Origin of the sequence: Halorientalis sp. LT38, from assembly GCF_037031225.1 — an archaeon.
Taxonomy (GTDB): domain Archaea; phylum Halobacteriota; class Halobacteria; order Halobacteriales; family Haloarculaceae; genus Halorientalis; species Halorientalis halophila.
In genome coordinates, this window is sequence record NZ_JAYEZN010000002.1 from 75,772 (window position 1) to 95,731 (window position 19,960).

Here is a 19,960-nt window from a genome sequence, read left to right on the forward strand (position 1 = left end):
CACCCGAGCGATTCCCATGTCGTTACGCACTGCCGTCGTCGGCGGCGGGACGATCTCCGACAACCACCTCGACGGGCTCGACTCGATGCCGTTGACGACGCTCGCGGCCTTCTGCGACGTCGACGAGGACCGCGTCAGAGAGGTCGCCGCCGAGTACGGGATCCCGGGCTACACCGATATGGAGACGATGCTGGCCGAGGCGGACCTCGACTGGGTCCACCTCTGCACGCCGGTCGGGACCCACCTCGAACTCGCCACAGCGGCCATCGAGGCCGGCGTCCCGGTCCTGATCCAGAAGCCGATCACCGAGACGGTCGCGGAGTACGAGCAACTCGCCGAGACCGCCCGCGAACACGGCGTCCACGTGGCGGCCGTCCACAACCACGACTTCGACCCCGCGATGCGAGAGCTGACGACCGCGCTGAACCACGGCGCAGTCGGCGAGGTTCGCACCGTCGAGGTCACCTACACCGGCCAGACCTACCCCGACTCGGTCCGCCGGGGCGACTGGGCCTTCGAGCTGCCCGGCGGGGAGTTCGAGGAGGGGCTGCCACACCCGCTGTACATGCTGCTCCGGACCGGCGGCTACCCGACCGACCGCGAGGACGTCCAGGTGATCACCCACCTCCGCGGCGAGTACGACCGCCCGTTCACCTACGACGGCGCGAAACTCCAGTACAAGAGCCGGGAGGACGTGCTCTGTAGCGCGACGCTCACGCCCGGCAACGTCCCGGACAAGCACGTCACCGTCCACGGCGAGGACGGCGTCCTGATCGCCGACCTGATCTCCCAGACGCTCGTGACCCTGGATCGAGACTATCAGGCCTCGCCGATCGCCCGGGCCCGGAACAACCTCGACCGCGCGGTCGACCGGATCGCCGGCAACGTCAAGAACGTCAAGTCGGTCGTCGAGCAGCGCCGGAACGACGACTGGGCGACCCGGACGGAGATGGACGCCCACGCCTACCAGTTCGAGGCCGAGGCCCTCGCGCTCACCGGGGACCGCGAACCGCCGGTCCCCCTCGAAGAGGCCGGCTGGACCATCCGGCTGATGGAAGCGATCCGCGACGCGGCCGACGCGGAGGTCGAGGTCGCACAGGACGTCTCGGCCACGGACTGACGCGCCGACTGTTTTCGATTCGCTCGCCTCTCAGGCGTCGTTCTCGCCCTGCAACTGCTCGGGGAGCGAGTGGTGCTCGGCCGGGACGCCGGCCGCCAGCGTCTCGGGCGGCACGTCGTCGGTGACGACCGCGCCGGCCGCGACGAAGGCGCGTTCGCCGACGGTCACGTCGGGCAACACGGTGGCGTTCGCCCCGACGGAGGCGTGGGCCTCGATGGTCGGTCCCGTCAGTCCCACGTCCGTCCGGAGCGGGTAGGGGTCGTTCGTGAGCACGGCGTGGGGCCCCAGGAAGACGCCGTCGCCGACGGTGGTCTCCGGCGGGACGTACACCCCCGTCTGCATGCTCACGCCGTCGCCGACAGTGCAGGTGCCGTCGAGGACGGCGTTGGTCCCGAGGACCACGTCGTCCCCGACGATGGTGTCCTCCCGGACGAGGGCGTTGTGCCCCGTCGCGAAGTTCCGGCCGATATCGACGTCGGGGTAGACGATCGTCCCCGCCCGGATGGTTCCCCCCGCGCCGATCCGCGGCGGGTCCTGCCCCTCGTCGGGGGCGAGTAGTTCGGCCGACGGTGCGATCTCGCAGTCCTGACCGATCAGTGGCTCGTTCACGATTGTCCCCCGGGAGCGAGCCCCCGCGCGGTCGATCCCCCGCGGCCTCGCCCCCAGCGAGACGGGGCTTACTCCCGGTAAGGGCTTTGTTATGGCGCTCCTGCGACCCCCGGATCGACCCGTCGACTGCACTGGCCCGGCGGCACGGGTCCACCACGGCGTCGGTGACCCTGTCGGTGACGGTCACGGCCAGCGGTATTTCGTGCGTATCGTTGTTTTCGGGATTGTAACGAAGTGGGCGGCGCCGCTATTCGAGCGGTAATGGGGACCGTCGTTCTCTCCATCGACGCCGAACTCGGCTGGGGGTTCCACGACTTCGCGGAGCCGCCCCGGGACCGCCTCGCGAGCGCGCGCCAGGGGTGGCAGGCGCTGGTCGACCTCTGTGCCGAATACCGCGTGCCCGCGACCTGGGCCGTCGTCGGCCACCTCTTCCTCGACGACTGTGACGGCCGGCACCGCGACCACCCCGCCCCGCCCGGCTGGTTCGATCACGAGCGCGGCCCCGACCGGATGTCCCGATCGCTGCGCTTCGCCGACGGGCTGATCGACCGGATCGACGAATCCGACGTCGAGCACGAGATCGGGATCCACACGTTCTCGCACGTCGAGATGGGGGCGCCCGAGACCACGGCGACCCAGGCCGACGCGGAGCTGTCGGCGGCCGTCGACGCCGCCCGCGTGCACGGCGTCGAGCCACGCTCGTTCGTCTTCCCGCGCAACAACGTCGGGCACCTGCAGGCGCTCTCCGACAACGGCATCACCTGCTTCAGGGGCACCAAACCGACCGACGACCCCCGGGCCGACGGCGCGGGGGCCGTGGACAAAGTCGCCCGCGCGACCGTCAGCGACGCCGGCCCGCCGCTGGTCCGCGCGCGGCGCAACTCGCTCGGCCTGGTCAACGTCCCGGCGTCGCTGTACCTGTTCGGGTTCGAGGGCGTCGCCCGCTCGGTGGCCGAACCGTTCGTCGGCGACCCCGTCGCGGTCCAGGCCAGACGCGGCATCGACGACGCGGCGGCGGCCGACGGGATCTTTCACATGTGGCTGCACCCGAACAACCTCGTCGCACCGCGGGACGTCCGGCGGCTCCGATCGATCTTCGAACACCTCGCCCGGGTCCGGGCTCGCACGGACCTGCAGGTCCGGACGATGGGCGAGATCGCGGCGGACGTCCTCGCGGATACGGCGCCGAAGCGAGTGGCCACCGACGGTTCCGATCCGGCCTAGCCGGTGTTGTGCTCGCAGAAGGGCAGGTCCCAGCTCTCGGGGTCGGCCAGGTCCCGACCCTCGACCGTCCACGGGTCGGGGACGTCGCCGGCGGTCAGCGGCATCGTGATCAGCACCGTCGGGTTCGAGAGCGGTGACAGCACCAGCCCGTCGTCGGGCCGGAAGCCGAAGGAGCGAAGCAGGGAGTCGGGCAGGCCCGAGCCCGCGACCGCGAACGCGTCGGAGTCGGGGTGGGTCCGGAGCAGCCGCTCGAACAGCGCCGCGACCGCGGGCAGTCGCTCCTCGCCCGCCAGCGGCACCACGTCGGCGACTTTGGTCTGAACGCGATCGCCGATCCGACGCGTCCCCGCGACCAGTCCGGCGACGGGCTCGCCGTCGCGTCGAGCGACGTAGCTGTCGTACTCCCAGCAGGGATTGTCGAAGCGCCAGTCGTAGAACGCCTCGTCGCGACGGACGTGGATCACGTCCGGCTGGGGTGCGGCCGCGATCTCCGCCAGCGTCTCGCTCGGCACCGACGCCCGCCGCTCGACCGAGATGTCGGTCCGGTCGTGGCCGTTGTGCCGGCGGTCGCGGAGCCGGTGGTAGCCGTCGCTGAGCCCGTCGAGCACCGAGCCGGCGCGGTCGGGGGTCCTGTCGCCGAACTTCGCTTCGAGGAACGCGGAGGGGCGCTCGATGCGGAGCCAGGTCCGGATCGGGCCGACCGTCTTCGCGCCGATGTCCAGGTAGCCGGGCCGGGAGCGCGCGTTCGGGATCGAGAACAGCACGTCGGGATCGCGCTGGCGGTAATAGGCGAAAGCGAGGTCGTTCATCCGGGAGAACAGGCCCCGACTCCGGTGGTCCGGGTGGACGACGGTGTCGGCCGTCTGCAGGCCCAGCATCGTCCGCGGGCCGACCCGGAGGCGGAAGGGCACGAACGGCCGCGCGCCGACCACCTCGCCCTCGTGTTCGGCCACGAAGACGGGCGTGTGGACCATGTAGGGCTGGTCCTCGAACTTCCAGGCGAACCACTCGCGGCTGCCGCCCTCCTCGAGTTCCGTGTTCCTGAACAGTTCGAGGTAGCTCTCGACGTCGCCGGGTTCCATCCGGCGGATCGCGTAGGTCTCTCCCTCGGCCTCGTGGTCGATCACGGGGTCGGACTCGGTCGCCAGGTCGGTGGGGTCGAGTTGCTGGCTCATGGCGCTCACCCGGTGATCTCGGGCTGGGCCTCCTGGAGCCGCTTCTCGGCCTCGTCGCGGTCCTCGGGGTAGCCGATGTCGAGGCGCCACCCCTCCAGCGGGATGGCGTCGATGGTCCGGCCGCTCTGGAGCAGGAGGTTCACCGCGTCGGTGATCTCGAACTCGCCCCGATCCGAGGGCTGGACGAGGTGGCAGGCGTGGAAGATGGCCGGCGTGAAGGTGTAGAATCCGGTCATCACCAGGTTCGACGGGGGTTCGTCGGGCTTCTCGACGACCTCGACGATCTCGCCGTAGTCGTTGGTGTCACAGACCCCGTAGCGACTCGCCTCTTCGCGGGGCACCTCCTCGACGAGGAAGGCGGCGTCGGCGCGGTCCTCCTGCTGGCGACGGACGGCGTCGCGGAGGTTGGCCTCGAAGACGTTGTCGCCCATCATCAGCATGAAGTCGTCGTCGATCTCCTCCTCGACGGTCAGCAGGGCGTGTGCGAGGCCCTGCTGCTGGCGCTGGTGGGCGTAGGTGATCGGCACGCCCCGGTACTCGTCGCCGTAGTAGCTGATGATATTCTCCTTGCGGTAGCCGACGACGACGAGCAGTTCGTCGGCGTCCAGTTCGACCAGGCGATCGAAGCAGTGGGTGAGGATCGGCCGCCCGTCGATCTCGACCATGCCCTTGGGCTTGTCTTCGGTGAGCGGGCGCAGGCGCGTCCCTTCGCCGGCCGCGAGTACGACGGCTTTCATGCGACCTGCCTCCCCGTGACCGGGAAAAAGTATGAGGCGGTTATCGTGATCCGGACGGCGACCCCACCGGACAGTCCGGTCGGTGCCGACGGGTCGGCCACGATTCGTCGCCGGAGCATTTCCGAATTTTTTCGTATGAGTAGCCTGACGTAGGAGTATACATGCAGGATAGACGACCACGACGGCGCACGACTGGACCGGGCGGGCGTGTATCGAGCGCGGCCAAGAACCGCTGAAACCGTGTCTAAATCGATGAAAGATCAGTCGTTTCTCGCGTCGGAGTGGGACTACTGCGTGGTCCTGGACGCCTGCCGGTACGACGTGTTCGAGGACGTGTACGAAGACTACCTCGACGGGTCACTGGAGCGGCGCCGGAGCAACGGGTCGTCGACCCCGGAGTGGGCCTACCGGACGTTCACCGGCGACCACGACATCGCCTACTTCTCCGGGAACCCGTTCATCAACGACCTCGGCATCTCGCTGTCCGATCTCAAGTGGGGCGCCAGTTGCGACTACGAGTGGACCGCGAACGAGCACATCAGCGACGTCGTCGACGTGTGGGAACACGGCTGGGACGACGACCTCGGCACGGTGCCGCCGGACAGCCTCGCGGAGTCCTACCGGGACCACGCCGACCTCGTCGCCGACGCCGACCGGACGGTCGTCCACTACATGCAACCCCACGCGCCGTACCTCGCGCGCGGGACGGGCCAGAAGCTCAAGCAGATCCAGAAGGGGATTCGCCGTCAGGACGAGGGGGACGGCGGCGGCGTCCTCTCGCCGGTGACCGACCGGGTCCGCCCGAAGGTCGAGTCGGCGCTCGACGGGAGCAAGCTCGCCCAGAAGGTGGGCCTGTGGCTCGAACTCGACCCCGTCGACGTCGTCCGGAACGGAACCCGCGAGACCGCGATGGAACTCTACGAGGAGAACCTCCGGATCGCGATGGAGTCGGTCGCGGACCTGGTGACGGAACTGGACGGCGACGTCGTCGTCACCGCCGACCACGGCGAGGCCTTCGGCGAGCAGGGCGTGTGGGAACACCACGTCGAGACCCACATCGACCCGCTGATCGAGGTCCCCTGGCTCGAAGTCAGGTGAGTCGGTCCCGAAATGGCCCCGGGGAGCCGGCCGGTCCCGTTCTCGTCGGTCAGTCGTCGTCGGCCACTGGTTCCTCGGCCAGCCGTTCGACGTGGTCCTTGTACAGTTCGCAGTCGCTCTCGTGGTCGAACTGGAAGCGGTCGTTGCAGATGTCGGCCTTCATCGGCGAGACGAACTCCTCGGTCACGCCGCAGTACGGCCGTTCGTGATCGAACTCCTGGTCCCCGTCGCTGCGACGGTACTCCAGATACGGACACGTCATGTCCGGTGGTCCACCGGAGCGAGACAATGTTATTCGGAACCTTGGCGCGGTAGCAGTCCGCTACCGTCGCAGGACCGGGCGGCTCGCGGGCCGACCGGTCGGGCTCACTCGATGCCGAGGATGTCGCGGGCCTCGTCGGGCGTCGCGAGGTCCCGGCCCATGCGCTCGATGATCTCGACGGAGCGTTCGACGAGCTGGGCGTTGCTCTGGGCCGGTTCGCCTCGGTCGTAGTAGAGGTTGTCCTCCATCCCGACGCGGACGTGCCCGCCGAGGATGGCGCCCATCGTCGTGAGCGGGAGCTGGTGGGGCCCGGTCGCGAGGACGTTGAAGTGACTCTCCTCGGGCAGGTTGTTGACCATGTTGAGGAGGTTCTCCGGGGTCGGGATCGTGAACGTGCCCGGCCCGAGGATGACGTTGATGTAGTACGGCGGATCGAGGATGTCCTTCTCGATCAGGCGGTAGGTCTCGTTGAGGTGGCCGTTGTTGAACACCTCGAGTTCGGGTTTGACGCCTTTCTCCTTCATCTCGCGGGCCAGCGACTCGATGTTGTGGCGCGTGTGCTCGGTGATGATGTGCTGGCCGCGGTTGAAGGGCCCCATGTCGAGGCTGGCCATCTCCGGCGGCGGGTCCGTCCGGATGCCGGCCACGCGGTTCTCGTAGGGGCTCTGCCCGCCGGTGGTGTTCTGGATGACGATGTCGTCGCACTCCTCGCGGATGGCGTCGTTGACCGCCTGGAGGCGTTCCGGGTCGTTCTCGCCGCGTTCGTCCCGGCCGTGAACGTGGACGATGGCGGCCCCGAGCTTCTCGCACTCGCGGACCTGCCGCGCGATTTCGTCGGGTTGTTCTGGGAGGTTCGGGTTCGCGTCTTTCCCGTGGACCCCGCCGGTCGTCGCCACGGTCAGGATCAGTTTTCGCTGATCGAGGTAGTGCTGGTAACTCATAGGTTCTCGACGTCCGGATGTCCCGTCGCCGTCCCGCGGCGAGGGGCACCGCCGGGCGCGTTCGCAGGGCCCGGCTGTCCGGCTGTGGACTCGGTGGACCTCGGATCCACTTTGTTTTTCCACCCTTACCCGCCGGTGCAGGCGTCGTGGCGGAGAAAAGCGACGAACCGTGTCGCAGAAGAGAGACGTCAGGGGGGACCGGACCGGGACGTCACGACCGGGGCCGCTCAGTTGCAGTCCGACAGCGAGACGACCGAGTCGGCGTCGGCGACGATGAACGCGTCGTCGCGCAGGAAGTCCTCGTCGTGGGGGAGGATGACGTAGTGGCCACCGTCCCCGGAGGACTCGGTGATGTCGAGTTCCAGCGGGTCGTACCCGAGGTCGTGGGGGTCGGGGTCGGCCGGCAACTGCCGCCAGTCGACGGTTTCCGATTCGCTCATCCTCAGACCTCCAGGATCTTCACGCCGGCGTTGCCGTCGACGCTGATCGAGTCCAGGCTCCCGGTGAACCGGAAGGCGTCCTTGCCGTTGCCGACGACGCCGACGACGCGCCCGTCGTCGACGTGGTCGGTCATCTTGTCCCAGGGGAGCCCCTCGCTCGTGTCCGAGCGACCGGCGTCGTACTCGGCGGTGCCGGTCACGGAGAACTGGTACTTGGCCACGCTCTGGGCGTCGCCCGTGCCGTCGATGACGAGGACCTTGTGCTGCTGGTCGTCGCCGCCGTCCGAACCGGAGTCCGAGTCGCTGCCGGCGTCCGAGTCGCCGCTCGACCCGTCCTCGCCGACGATCTCGGCGAAGGTGGTCGCCTCGCCGTCGAGTTCGACCGCGACCTCGTAGCCGCTCGTGACCTCGTAGCTGGTGATCTCGCCGTCGAAGGTGTACGAGTCGACCGCGGCGGGGTTCATCTCGACGCTCGTCGCGGTGAAGGTGCCGTCCTCGTTCTCCGTGATTTCGTCGGTGTTGGGTTCGGCCTCGTCGGCGAACTGGATCGGGCCGGTCGTCGTGAACCGGGCGTTACAGTTCGTGTCGGGGTTGTCCTCGCTCGCCTGCAGGACGATCGAGTGTTCGAGGGGCTCCTGCTCGGCGTCCGAGCCGTCCTCGGAGTCGGAGCCACCGTCGTCTGAGCCCGATCCCGCGCCGGCGCCGGGGCCGCTGGGTTCGACGTTCTCGCCGATCGGCTTCCAGATCGAGTAGTCGGTGTTGGGCGACTCCGCGTTCGATCCGGTGACCGTCTCGAAGTGGTCCGGTGCGTAGTGGTCGGCGTCGCCGGTGAGGTGGATGTTCTCGCCGCTCCAGTTGCCCTCGATGTCCCACTCGACGGAGAACGTGGTGCCGCCGTCGTTGGCGACACGGAGGTTCCGGAGGACGCCGCCGCCGTCCTGGCCGTCCTCGTCGAACTTGACCGCCATCGCGCCGGTGTCGGACCAGTTGAAGTCGCAGTTCTCGATGGTGATGTCCGATCCGGGGTCACCGATCTTGATACCGCGCTGGTTCCAGCCGGTGTTGCCGCCGGGGGCCTTCTCCGTCGCCTCGAAGTAACAGTCGCGCACCACGCTGCCGTCGGGCCCGAGGCGGACCGCGGACATCCCGGTGTTGACGAAGTCACAGTTCTCGACGATGACGGCCCCGTTGCCGCCCTTGTAGGGGTCGGAGACGTAGCAGGCCACGTTCCCGAACATCGAGAAGTAACAGTTGCGGACCCACAGCGTGCCCGCGTGGTCGTCGCCGGCGTAGATCCCCGTGGAGTCGGAGCCGTCGACGGTCCCGTCGGGCATGTTGACGTTGACGAGTTCCATCCGCGCGCCCTCGTTCGCGCCGACGCGCCAGCGGGACTGCTCCTGGCCCTTCTTCCCTTTCAGCGTGATGTTCTCCAGCCGGACCGTCCCGCTCTCTGCGGTGACGTCCGGGCGGACGAGCTCCTCGGGGGCCGGCCGATTGAAGACGACGCCGTCGGTCGAGCCGACCAGGGCGGCGTTCTCGTAGCTGCCGCCGAGGCCCTCGCCCTCGAACTCGTACTCGCCGGCCGGGATCCGGACCTCCGTTCCCGACGAGAGGTGCTCGTCGAGGTAGGGGTCGATCAGGTCGCCGTTGCTCAGGCCCTGCTTGCCCAGGTCCACGGTCGTGTCCGTGAAGTCGACCGCGCTCCCGCCGGTCTCCTGTGCCCCGGCGGAGCCGAGGAAACTCGTGGCGCCGACCGCGGCCGCCGTCCCACCGACCGCCTTCAGCAGCGACCGTCTCTCGATAAGCCGTTCCTTCCGACTCTCACTCTCTTCCTGGCGACGTGCCATGTCCGGGTAGGCAGACAGTAAACATATAATGGTTCTGACCGGTCTGGGGCCAGAACCCCTCGTCTACACCGCAGTTCGCTATCGATGGGCGCTCGACGGTTGCGACTTGCTTGCAGGCTGGTCGTCAATACGGGTAGGTGGTTGCTACCGCGCGGGCCGGAACGGACGGGGGCGGTTCGTCACAGCGGCCGTTCGTTCACCGGCTACAAACGGCGGGTAAGATCACCTTACGCGACCAGTACCGGCGATGGGGGGCCGGGACACGTCTGCAAAATTCTTCATAACAATACCGTCGGTGGCACAAGGGCGACCGATGCCAACAGGTCGTCCGTCACGGATGCAGACTCTCTTGCTCGGGCTCGACGGTGCCTGCCTGCCGGTGCTCGAACCTCTGATCGAGGACGGCACCGTCCCGACGCTGGGATCGCTCTCTCGCGGGGGGTACGCCGACGGCCTCACCTCGCAGTTGCCCCCCTGGACGCCCAGCGCCTGGCCCTCGCTGTACACGGGCGTCAACCCCGGCAAACACGGTGTCTACGGCTTTCTCTCGTTCGAGGGCTACGACTGGACCGTCGTCGACCGCTCCGACGTCGACGAGTTCGCGATCTGGGAACTGCTGGACCACCAGGGCCACGACTCGGTGGTGGTGAACGTGCCGGTCACCCACCCGCCGCGCCCGATCGACGGGGCGGTCGTCCCGGGCTACGTCGCGCCGGAGAACCCGACGACGGTCCCCGAGGACGCGCTCGCGATGGCCGACGCCCCGGACTACGAGATCTACCCGCCGAAAGCACACGAGGTCTCGCGGGACGAGCAGGTGGCCGCCTTCGAGCGACTGGCCCGCTCGCGCGGTCGCGTCTTCGAGAACCTGGTCGCGGAGGTCGACCCCGCCTTCGGCTTCCTGGAGTTCCAGGTGACCGACACCGTTTTCCACGAACGGCCCGGCGACTGGGAGGCCGTCGAGTCCGTCTACGCCGCCGTCGACGAGACCATCTCCCGGGTCCTCGACGTCTGCGAGCCGCGGAACGTGCTCGTGGTCAGCGACCACGGGATCGGCGAGTACGCCGGGTACGAGTTCCGGGCCAACGACTTCCTCCGCGAACGGGGCGACGTGACGGCGACCGCGGAGGCCGAGGGGATGCCCTCCTGGGACAGCATCGCGCGCAACCAGCTCCGGAACGGCCACAATCCCGACGAGCACGAACCGGGCCTCCTCGAGCGGGCGGTGGCGACGGCGGCCCGGGTCGGCGTGACCAGCCAGCGGATCGAACGCGTGCTGGAGCCGCTCGGCCTCGCCGACGCGGTCACAGCAATCGCGCCGACCGACGCCATCAGGGCGGGCACCGAACAGGTCGACTTCCGGGCCTCGAAGGCGTACGTGCGCGACCGGATCGAACTCGGCGTCCGGATCAACCTCGCCGGCCGGGAGCCCGACGGCGTCGTCCAGCCCGAGGAGTACGACGCCGTCCGCGCCGAGTTGATCGACGCGCTCTCCGCGGTCGAGACCCCGGAGGGTCGGCCCGTGTTCCAGTCCGTCTACCCCCGCGAGGAGGTCTACGAGGGGCCACACCTCGAGGACGCGCCCGATATCGTGCTCGAGCCCGCGGGGTTCGAGCATTTCCTCTCGGGTGCGCTCCGCGGCGAGCAGTTCGACGCACCCCGCGAACCCTGGAACCACAAGCGGACCGGCCTCCTGATCGCGACCGGCGAGGACGTGTCGCCGGAGGCCATGGAGACCGCAGACCGTCCGCACATCTTCGACGTCGCGCCGACGGTGCTCGCTACCTTCGGCGTCCCGCCCGGCGACCGCATGGACGGGCGAGCGCTCCCGCTGGTCGAACGGCTCGACAGCCAACCGTACCCCGAGTTCAATGCACGAGACATCAGACAGCGCGACAGCGGCACCGTCGAACAGCACCTGGCCAACCTCGGATACCTCGAGGACGTCTGAGTCCGTCGGGGGCCGGACGCGGTTGACGCGCACGGTCCCGCCGGCCCGCTGGAACGAGTTCTGTGACGTCGCTCCCGCGGCGACTCCCTTCCACCGCTACGAGGCCCTGACCGTCCTCGCCGAGCGGTCGGGCGCGACCCTGCACCCGTTCGTCGGCTACCAGGACGGCAGTCCCGTCGGCCTGTTCCCCGTCTTCGAGCGGTCCCGCGGCCCGGTATCGACGCTGTTCTCCCCGGTCCCCGACCTGAAGGTCCCGTATCTCGGCCCGGTCCTCTTCGACCTCGGGGACGGCTCGCCGTCCGACCGCGAGCGGCGCCGGTGGGCCTTCCTCGACGCCTCGCTGTCCTGTTTCGAATCGCGGTTCGAACCCCGCTACGTCCACGTCCGGACGACTCCGAACTTCGCCGACCCCCGCCCGTTCGTCTGGCGCGGGTTCGACCTCGTGCCGCGCCACTCCTACGTGGTCGATCTGACCCCGGGCCCCGAGGCCCTGCTCGACTCGTTCAGCAGCGACGCCCGCCGGAACGTGCGCGACCCGCCCGACACCGTCGAGATCCGCGAGGGCGGCCACGACGCCATCGAGCGGATCGTCCGCCGGGTCACCGCCCGCCACGAGGAACAGGGCGAGACCTACCTCGTCACTCCCGAGTACGTGAGCGAGCTCTACGACGCCCTGCCCGACGGCGTCGTCCGGCCCTACGAGGTCGTCCTCGAGGACCGCGCCGTCGGCGGGATGGTGACGCTGGAGGCCGGCGACACGATCTACCGGTGGCAGGGCGGGGCCAAGCCCGACGTCGACGCGCCGGTCAACGACCTGCTGGACTGGGCGATCATGCGCGAGGCGATCGACCGCGGGATCGAGCGGTACGACCTCGTCGGCGCGAACGAGCAGCGACTCACGGACTACAAGGCCAAGTTCGCGCCCGATCTCGTGACCTTCCACAGCCTGGTCGCCAGCACGCGCCCGATGAACCTGGCGTCGACGCTGTACAAACGGTTGCGTTGAGGAGTCGAGGCGACCAGTCCACCCGCTACTGACACCGCGACAACGACGCCCCGGTGCGGAACCGGCGGCGCTGGGCGGTCGCGTTCTCGAGGACGAGCGGGTCGCCGGTCACGTCGACCGTGCTGCGCGCGACGACGTTGCCTTCCGAATCCGAGAGGTGGATCCCGTTGCGCCCACGTCCGCGCTGGTGGACGCAGAGGTTCTCGAACCGGCAGCGGTTCCGGCCGGCGACGCTGATCGTCGCCTCGCCGCCGGCGCCGCCGACGGTCCGGACGTTCCGGATCGACAGGCTCGGCTCGTCGCCGCTCGCCGCGGCGATCTCGTCGGTCGGTCGTTTGGCGTTGATCGCCGGCACGTCGTCGGCGTCGATCCGGAGGTGCGTGTCGCGGACCGTCGCGGACTCGAGCCACTCGGCCATCGTGATCGCGCCGTCGCTGCCGGTGACGCGCCTCATCTCCACGGTCGCGTTCTCGACGGTCACGTTTCCGCCCTCGCGGAGCCTGATGCCGCGCATGTTCTCCAGGCCGCTGCGGGTCGTGTTGCAGGTGACGCGCACGTTCCGGACGAGGCTCTCGCCGCTGACCCGGACCCCCGAGATGCCGTTGTTGGCGTAGTGGCCGCCCAGGACCTGGACCGGGCCCTGCGCGGGCGAGGCGTAGAGGCCGTTGTCCGGCCAGCCGGCGACCTGACAGCCGACGAACGACAGCTCCCCGACGCTCTCCTCGCCGACGTAGATGCCGGTGTTGGGGAACGCCGTCGAGCCGCCGTCGGGGAGCCGGACGTTCTCGACGCGGCCGGTCCCGTTCTCGTCGGTCACGTCGAAGCGCATGCCGTCGTGGTCGACGTCCTGGCGGCCGGTGACGCCCACGTCGCGGACGAGCAGGCCGTCGTCGACGGCGCAGTGGAGCGGGCGCGCGCCGGTCCGCTCGGCCGTGACGTCGAAGTCGATCCCCTCGAACCGGAGGTCGCGCACCGCGCCGTCGGTGCCGAAGGAAAGCAGCGTCGCGGCGAACCCCTGGGGCGGGCGAAAGAGTGCCCGGTCGCCGACGAACCCCAGGTTCGAGACCGAGTCCGTCTCGAGGTTCCCGTCGAAGCGGTACTCCCCGCGCGGGAAGTACAGGAGAGTGTCGTCGCCCAGTTCGCTCTCGAGCACCGACTCGACGGGCTCGGACCCCGTGTTGTCCGCACCCGCCGCGACGACGTTGACCGCCCGGTCGTACTCGCTCGCGAGCCGGCCGGGGACGTCCCGACCGGCCGCCCCCGTCGCCGGTTCCCGCGTCGCCTCGGCCGGGGGCTCTCGGTCCCCGGGCGTTCGCTCCTCGGAGTCGAAGAGCGAACAGCCCGCGAGCGCGCCCGCCGTGCCAGCGGCGAGCGCCTGGAGAACCCGGCGGCGGGAAGGAGCGTCTGGGAACCGCTGTGTCCGCGTCACGTGCCTGCAAACGAGTCGCTACTGTTTCGTTATGCCCTCCGAAGGCGGGCTAAGCCGTGCCTTCCGACGGCGTCGCTCCGCGCCCGCGGGGCCCACTCGACTCCGATCTCGATCGCGCCGCCGAGGCCGCCGCCTCAGTCCGCCGTGGCCTCCGGCTCGTCGGTCCTGGACCCCGACCGATCCGCGGGTGCGTCGCCGTCGGCCTCGTCGCCGGAGTCCGCCACGACGGCGCGGTCGGCGAACCGCCTGCGCTCGAGGACCGTGCCGGCCAGGAACGTCAGTGCGCCGACGACCGAGAGCGAGAGCGCGTTGCGGACGCCTCGTCTCGTGCCGTCGCCGCCGACGGCCTCGGCGAGTGCGAGGCCGACGCCCGCCAGGCCGGTGACCAGTCCCGTCCCGTAGGCGAGCCAGGTCGGGTGGAAGGGGCCGCGGAGGTACTGCTCGCGCAGCCGGACCAGGAAGTTCGTGAGCAACATCGCGGAGACGCGGGGGACGTACGTCGACAGCGAGATGTGGCTCTCCTCGTCGGCGTAGGTCGCCTCCCGGGGCACGTCGGCCACGCGCAGTCCCTCGCGATTACAGGCGACGAGGAGGTCGTTGCAGTAGCCGTAGAACTCGTACATCCCGTCGATATCGACGCGTTCGAGCGCGGAGAGCGAGATGGCGGTGTAGCCGTTCTGCGGGTCGCCGATCCCCCAGTAGCCGCTGGCGACTTTCGTCAACAGGGTGAGGACCCGGTTGCCCAGCAGGCGCAGGCGGGGCATCTCCTGGACCGTCTCGGGCACGTGGAGACGGTTCCCCTTCGCGTAGTCGGCCCGGCCCTCGACGATGGGGTCGAGGACCGCGGCCAGGCCCTCGGGACGCATCTGCCCGTCGCCGCCCATGACGGCGGTCACGTCGATGGCGTCCGCGCGTGCGCGCTGGTAGCCGGTCTTGATCGCGCCGCCGACGCCGCGGTTCTGGTCGTGCTGGATCGGCACGACGCGCTGGTCGAACCGGGCCGCGCCGTCGGTCGCGGCGGGGGCGGTCGCCTCGTTGACCGCGGCCGCGGCGGCGGTGATCTCCGTCCAGGTGTCGTCGGTCGACCCGTCGTCGACGACGTACACCCGGTCGACGTAGTCCGGGACCGTCCTGATAACGTCGCCGACCAGCCCCGACTCGTTGTACGCGGGGACGACGACGGCGACCGTGTGGTTCCTGTACATGTTACCGCCGTACCCGCTGGAACGCCGCTGTTCCCGTCCTGTACACGTGCATCCCGCGTTTCGAGAACGGATTCGGGCATTGTTATTGGGAACTTGTTTCAGTCGTCGTCTTCGCCCCACCTGTCCCGGGTTCGGCGGCGACTACGGGCGCCGACCCGACTAAAACCCCGCCGCCGATTCGGCCCGCGGCGACCGGTCGGTCCACCTGGTCGCCGGCACACGCCGTCTACCGACCGGCCCGGACGTCGCCGCTGGGCGAGCGAACACCCCCAGCGTTGGTAATCACCGCGTTACTTTGGCCGGACCGCACCCCGGATCTGGTGATGCCGATCAGCCCTGCCGCCAGCGCTCGCGACGCGTCGCGCCGCCGATCAGGTCGTCCACGCGGCTCGAATCGACTTCCGGGGCCGAGTCCAGTCCCCCAGCGCGGCGCTCGGGCGGCGACCGACGTGGTCACCACCCGGACGGGCGTCTGAGATGTGGCCCTGGGAACACGCCGCCGTGGCGTACGTCGGCTACTCGCTCGCGCTGCGAGCGGTCGGCCGCGACCCGCCCTCCGACGCCGCGGCGGTCGCGCTGCTGGTGGGGTCACAGGTACCCGATCTGATCGACAAGCCGCTGGCCTGGTGGCTGGACGTCCTGCCCGCCGGTCGCTCGCTGGGCCACTCGCTGCCCTTCGCCATCCCGGTCGTGGTCGCCGTCCTCGTCGCCGCCCGGGGGCGCGGCCGGAGCGCCGTCGGGGTCGCCTTCGCCGCCGGCTACCTCCTGCACCTGCCCGGCGACGTCGTCTATCCGGTCATGCTCGGCGATGGGCCCGAACTGGGATTCCTCCTCTACCCCTTCGTCGAGGCGGCCCCGTCTGCGGGGCCGGGCGGCTTCGAGAAACTGGCCGCCCTGGTCGTCGGGTTCGGCGAGTTCCTGCGGACGCCGCGGGGGACGCTCTACCTGCTCGGCGAGCTCGTCCTCCTCGCGCTCGCGGTCGCCGCCTGGGCCTGGGACGGTCTCCCGGGCCCCGGACTGTTCCGCCGGCAGGTGCGCCGCGCCATCGCGGGCTAGGGGCCGTGTGCGGGCCCGACCCTCGACAGCGTCGTCGGTTGCCGGGCCATAACAATACCGGGGTCGGGCGAAGGGCGATCGAACGAGCGCCTTCATGACACGACGGAACTTCAGCGTCGCGCTCGGCGGTCTCGCGCTCTGCGTGGTGGCCCTGCTGGCCGGCACCGGGGTCGCGACGGCCGCCGGCGCGGGCGCGGCGACGGACGGCCCGGGCTGTCCCGTGGGCTGTGACCGCCTGGCACAGACCGAGACGCCGCAAAACGAGACGGAGACGCGGCCGGACTGGCGGCTGCGCGGCGAGATGACCGCGACGGTGACGCGCGAGTCCCCGTCGACGTTCCGCGTCGCCGTTCGAAACGCCGGCATCGCGCGCGACGCCGGCGTGGCAGCCCCCGGCCAGGTCGGGCGCGTCGGCGACGGCGAACTGCGCGGTCTCTCGATCAGGTCACACGGCGGCGCCGACCGGTTCGAACTGTCGGTCTCGGTCGCCGACTCGGTCCGGAACCTCTCGGGGGCCGCGAGCCAGCGATTGCCGTCGGCGGGGGTACTCGACACGCCGCTGGTCTACCTGAACGGCTCCTCGGACGCGCCCAGGCGGGCGTACACCGTCACGTACACCCTCGACGTGGGCGTCGACGACCTTGAGGAACGCGGGGCGCGGGACCGCGACGCGGTCGTGCTGGCCTACCACGACGGCGAGTGGCGCCCGATAGACAACGCGACCCGGGTCCGTGACGGGAGCGAACTCGTGGTGAACGCGACCACGTCGGGGACGGTGCCGCTCGCGTTCGGTATCCGGCACCCGAACATGACGGTGACGAACGTCACGTCGACCGGACGCTTGCTCGCGAACCGGACGGGGACCGTCGACGCGACGGTGGTGAACCGCGGGAGCCGGGACGGCCGGCAGACGTTCGAGATCGAGACGGAAAACGAGACTGTCATCGGGAACCACTCGATCTTCGCCCGCGCGGGCCAGCGGCGGACGGTCCAGGTGCCGGTGACCCTCCCCCGGAGCGGCGAGTGGCCGATCGAGATCGGTGACGCCGAGACGACCGTCCGCGTCGACGCACCGCGCCCGAACCACGTCGTCTCGAACCTCTCGATCGACGCCGAGCGGATCGAGCCCGGCGGGACCGTGACGGTCACCGCGACCGTCACGAACGCGGGGACGGCGGACGGCGCCGAGGTCGTTCGCCTCCGGGCGTTCGACACCGTGGTAGACGCCCAGCGGCTGTCGCTCGCCCGTAACGAGACCCAGACGGTTCAGTTCACCCAGCGGTTCGAGGCGGCGGGCACCTACACCGTCGCCGTCGGCAACCAGAGCCGGACGGTGGTCGTCGGCGACGGCGGCGCCACGCCGACCGGCCCGGACGAAGAAACGGCCGCGGACGCGTCTGCGGCAGACGACGCGGCTCCCGCCGACCCGTTCGAGTGGGCGGTCGTCGTGATCGGCGCGAGCGTGGCGGTCCTGTTCGGCGTGGCCGTGTTGGGCCGGTACGTCTGGGACTAGACGCCCGTCGAGACGTTCACCCAGAGCTGGACCGTCCGATCGGCCGAGGACCCGTTCGCGTCGGCGGGCGCGTCGCCGCGGTAGAGGTAGTAGACGAGCCGCTGGTCCGTCCCCGCCTGCTGGGGGCGGATCCGGTGTGGCTGATACCAGGTCTGTCCGGGCTCGATGGTTCTGGAAAAGCGGTGCTGTTCGGTCTCGGAGACCACGCGGATGCGCTCGTCGAACGTCTGGACCTGCTGGAGTTCGGAGACGACCGTGTACTCGACCGGTTCGCGGTACTGGTTCTCGACGCTCACGGTGAGCTGGGCCGGCTGCCCGCGGGTGAGGTTCGTCGGGTAGTCGCCGCTGACGTAGCCGGCACTCCCGTTGTCCGTGACGAGGGCGAGTTCGCTGTACTCCGGGCCGGGCTGGGGCGTGGCGAACGCGTAGGCCCCCATCCCGAGCCCGGCCAGGACGCTGATTGCGAGACAGAGGTTGATCGCGGTGGTGAGCGCGGAGCCGCCGGTCAGGAACGCCCGCCCTCGCGAGAGCCACTGCCCGGTCGGGACGCTGTAGCGTCGCTCGGCCGGGAGTCTGAGCCGACGGACGGTCGCCACGAGCGCGGTCAGGACCGCGAAGCCGGCGACGACGCCGACGACGCGCCCGGTCGACAGCGGGCCGACGACGGCGACCACGAGCGCCAACAGCGGGAGCAACGTCAGGCTCGCGCCGAACGACACCGCGACGCGCTCCGGGAAGGTGAGCGTGAACGCCGTTCGGCCGGAGCCGGTACCGCGGGCCGAGCCGGGGAACAGCGCCGCCACGAGGACGTATCCCGGCGCGAAAAACAGGAAGGCGCCGCCGAGGAGGAACCCGAGCAGCGAGCCCCCGTCGGTGCCGCCCCAGTTCGGCCCGACGAACAGGACCAGCACCAGGACGAGCACGAGGTCGAAGGGGACCGCGCGAACGACCCGGCCCGCCGCGCCCCAGCGGGAGGGAGACTGTGTGCTCATCGTCTGTCGGCCCCGCTCAGCGGCAGCTGTGTGTCGTGTTGACGCCGAGACATCGGTACGCCGCGGTACAGCGGAGGCGGGCTTTGTTATGTTTCGATTATGGGCGCGTCGGCCCCGAGACCGGCGGTCAGGCGGAGGTTCCGATCCCGTGATCGGCCGCTGGGGCGGCCTCGAGCGCCGCCAGGAAATCGTCGACGGAGACGGGGTCGCCGTCGAGCTGGCAGGGGAGGACCGCCTCCAGCTCCGTGTCGCTGTAGACGCCGATACAGAGCCGCGGGAGGACGATCTTCCGGAACGTTTCGCCGGTCGTGGACGCGGAGACGGTGCACTCCTCGAACGGGGACTCGACCGGCACGCCGAGGTCCCTGGCCCAGGCGCTGAACGCCTCGACGCGGTCGAGGATCCGCTCGCCCGCGCGCGTCTCGCCGCAGTGCCCGTCCGGACAGACGGCTTTGCCCCACACGTCGACCGAGACCGTCTCGAGGACGCCCCGGCGTTCGAGGCTCGACAGGCGGCTCAGCACCCGATCCTGCTGCTCTCGCACGCCGATGGGAGGCGCGAACGATCGCACGAACACCTCGATACGTGGCGGCCGACTGCTCCGGAGCGATCGCATCTTCGCGTCCCACCACTCACTGGCTTGGTCTGAGCTACGTCTCATTGTTACCCGTCCCTGGTTCCGTCCAGGGTTACAGAATAGGCTGCCGCGACTGTGCTTAAGTATCTCGACCGTTCGGGTCGGTTGACGCGGGCTTACCGCTGCCCGAACGGACGGACGGATCCGTGGTCGCACGTCGCGGTGGACGGGATCCACACGTCCGGATCGGAAGGGAGAACTTACGCTGGCTGTGCCCGTCGCTGTGCCGCCTGAGAGGCGAAGGCAGCGGGGAACCGGTGCTGCCTGCGCGGGTCCGGCGAGGCTCCCCCTCGGAACGGTGGCGCCCGTTCCAGGGCCGTGTGGCACGTCACGCAACTGTGCGCGAGACCCCCTGTCCAGGAGGGTCCACCCGAGGAGACGGTCGAATAGACCATTGTTATTTGCCGGGTACGACACAGTGCCCGGCCGACCCGTTCAGGGCCGCCACGTCGCCGGATGCCGGGGATTTCGAACCGCATAACGATACCACTGGCCGTCGACGATCCGATGTCGCGTCACACCAGGCAGTGGAAGGGTAGCTCAGAGGCAGAGCACCGTCGCGACCCTCGGTCCGACGGAGGCCGTCAGGCCCCGCGTGGTTCGATTCCCGCCCCTTCCGTTCTCCCGACACTCGGTTCGCAGTCCGCGACGCGTCTCGAGGCGCGCCCCGGTCGCGATCCGCGCGCCCGATCGTTCGGACACCCCGTTTCCGGTGAAA

At 69.9% G+C, this 19,960-nt stretch carries 18 protein-coding genes and 1 tRNA gene; 8 read left to right on the forward strand and 11 right to left on the reverse strand.

Annotated elements, in window-relative coordinates:
• Positions 1-16 precede the first annotated feature (16 nt).
• Positions 17-1,120 carry a Gfo/Idh/MocA family protein gene (locus U5918_RS18395; protein WP_336003484.1) on the forward strand — a complete coding sequence of 368 codons (1,104 nt, stop codon included), beginning with the start codon at positions 17-19 and terminating at the stop codon, positions 1,118-1,120.
• Between the two features lie 30 nt (positions 1,121-1,150).
• Here U5918_RS18395 and U5918_RS18400 read toward each other — a convergent pair whose 3' ends face one another.
• Complete coding sequence (locus U5918_RS18400) at positions 1,151-1,732, reverse strand: acyltransferase (RefSeq protein WP_418771389.1); 582 nt, start codon at positions 1,730-1,732, stop codon at positions 1,151-1,153.
• Between the two features lie 258 nt (positions 1,733-1,990).
• Here U5918_RS18400 and U5918_RS18405 point away from each other — a divergent pair, with 258 nt between their 5' ends.
• Positions 1,991-2,953, forward strand: coding sequence for a polysaccharide deacetylase family protein (locus tag U5918_RS18405; protein ID WP_336003486.1), 963 nt, complete (start codon positions 1,991-1,993; stop codon positions 2,951-2,953).
• Here the strand turns inward: U5918_RS18405 and U5918_RS18410 are convergent.
• Together U5918_RS18410 and aglF are read right to left on the reverse strand one after the other, a co-directional pair.
• Positions 2,950-4,128, reverse strand: coding sequence for a GNAT family N-acetyltransferase (locus U5918_RS18410; protein WP_336003488.1), 1,179 nt, complete (start codon positions 4,126-4,128; stop codon positions 2,950-2,952). The two genes, U5918_RS18405 and U5918_RS18410, sit on opposite strands and share 4 nt — an antisense overlap.
• 5 nt (positions 4,129-4,133) lie before the next feature.
• The gene (gene aglF, locus U5918_RS18415) at positions 4,134-4,865 is read right to left on the reverse strand and encodes a UTP--glucose-1-phosphate uridylyltransferase AglF (RefSeq protein WP_336003490.1); all 732 of its coding nucleotides are present in this window, start codon (positions 4,863-4,865) and stop codon (positions 4,134-4,136) included.
• Positions 4,866-5,117: 252 nt separating this feature from the next.
• Here aglF and U5918_RS18420 point away from each other — a divergent pair, with 252 nt between their 5' ends.
• The gene (locus U5918_RS18420; RefSeq protein WP_336003492.1) at positions 5,118-5,963 is read left to right on the forward strand and encodes a hypothetical protein; all 846 of its coding nucleotides are present in this window, start codon (positions 5,118-5,120) and stop codon (positions 5,961-5,963) included.
• Positions 5,964-6,012: 49 nt separating this feature from the next.
• On the opposite strand, the gene U5918_RS18425 is transcribed toward U5918_RS18420, so the two are convergent.
• The 4 genes from U5918_RS18425 to U5918_RS18440 form a co-directional block, all read right to left on the reverse strand.
• Positions 6,013-6,225 (reverse strand): hypothetical protein, encoded by a 213-nt coding sequence (locus tag U5918_RS18425; protein WP_336003493.1) that lies wholly within the window; start codon positions 6,223-6,225, stop codon positions 6,013-6,015.
• A 104-nt stretch (positions 6,226-6,329) separates the two neighbouring features.
• Positions 6,330-7,166, reverse strand: coding sequence for a beta-keto acid cleavage family enzyme (locus U5918_RS18430; protein WP_336003495.1), 837 nt, complete (start codon positions 7,164-7,166; stop codon positions 6,330-6,332).
• Positions 7,167-7,393: 227 nt separating this feature from the next.
• Positions 7,394-7,606 (reverse strand): hypothetical protein, encoded by a 213-nt coding sequence (locus U5918_RS18435; protein ID WP_336003496.1) that lies wholly within the window; start codon positions 7,604-7,606, stop codon positions 7,394-7,396.
• A gap of 2 nt (positions 7,607-7,608) precedes the next feature.
• Positions 7,609-9,453 (reverse strand): right-handed parallel beta-helix repeat-containing protein, encoded by a 1,845-nt coding sequence (locus tag U5918_RS18440; protein WP_336003498.1) that lies wholly within the window; start codon positions 9,451-9,453, stop codon positions 7,609-7,611.
• Between the two features lie 337 nt (positions 9,454-9,790).
• Between U5918_RS18440 and U5918_RS18445 the strand changes: the two genes are divergently transcribed.
• On the forward strand, positions 9,791-11,404 hold the full coding sequence (locus U5918_RS18445) for an alkaline phosphatase family protein (RefSeq protein WP_336003500.1): 1,614 nt from the start codon (positions 9,791-9,793) through the stop codon (positions 11,402-11,404).
• 22 nt (positions 11,405-11,426) lie between these two features.
• Positions 11,427-12,410 (forward strand): lipid II:glycine glycyltransferase FemX, encoded by a 984-nt coding sequence (locus tag U5918_RS18450; RefSeq protein ID WP_336003501.1) that lies wholly within the window; start codon positions 11,427-11,429, stop codon positions 12,408-12,410.
• Positions 12,411-12,435: 25 nt separating this feature from the next.
• Here U5918_RS18450 and U5918_RS18455 read toward each other — a convergent pair whose 3' ends face one another.
• Entirely contained in the window at positions 12,436-13,839 is a 1,404-nt protein-coding gene (locus tag U5918_RS18455; protein WP_336003502.1) for a right-handed parallel beta-helix repeat-containing protein, read from the reverse strand.
• A 134-nt stretch (positions 13,840-13,973) separates the two neighbouring features.
• Positions 13,974-15,044 carry a glycosyltransferase family 2 protein gene (locus tag U5918_RS18460; protein WP_336003503.1) on the reverse strand — a complete coding sequence of 357 codons (1,071 nt, stop codon included), beginning with the start codon at positions 15,042-15,044 and terminating at the stop codon, positions 13,974-13,976.
• 477 nt (positions 15,045-15,521) lie between these two features.
• Here U5918_RS18460 and U5918_RS18465 point away from each other — a divergent pair, with 477 nt between their 5' ends.
• Both U5918_RS18465 and U5918_RS18470 read left to right on the forward strand, forming a co-directional pair.
• A complete protein-coding gene (locus tag U5918_RS18465) occupies positions 15,522-16,100 on the forward strand; it encodes a metal-dependent hydrolase (RefSeq protein WP_336003505.1) in 579 nt (192 codons plus the stop codon).
• Positions 16,101-16,194: 94 nt separating this feature from the next.
• Positions 16,195-17,613 (forward strand): CARDB domain-containing protein, encoded by a 1,419-nt coding sequence (locus U5918_RS18470; RefSeq protein WP_336003507.1) that lies wholly within the window; start codon positions 16,195-16,197, stop codon positions 17,611-17,613.
• Here the strand turns inward: U5918_RS18470 and U5918_RS18475 are convergent.
• Both U5918_RS18475 and U5918_RS18480 read right to left on the reverse strand, forming a co-directional pair.
• Positions 17,610-18,605, reverse strand: coding sequence for a DUF1616 domain-containing protein (locus U5918_RS18475; protein ID WP_336003509.1), 996 nt, complete (start codon positions 18,603-18,605; stop codon positions 17,610-17,612). The two genes, U5918_RS18470 and U5918_RS18475, sit on opposite strands and share 4 nt — an antisense overlap.
• Before the next feature lie 127 nt (positions 18,606-18,732).
• Positions 18,733-19,266, reverse strand: coding sequence for an HTH domain-containing protein (locus tag U5918_RS18480; protein WP_336003511.1), 534 nt, complete (start codon positions 19,264-19,266; stop codon positions 18,733-18,735).
• A 505-nt stretch (positions 19,267-19,771) separates the two neighbouring features.
• Here U5918_RS18480 and U5918_RS18485 point away from each other — a divergent pair.
• Positions 19,772-19,861, forward strand: a tRNA-OTHER gene (locus U5918_RS18485).
• The last annotated feature ends 99 nt before the right edge of the window (positions 19,862-19,960 follow it).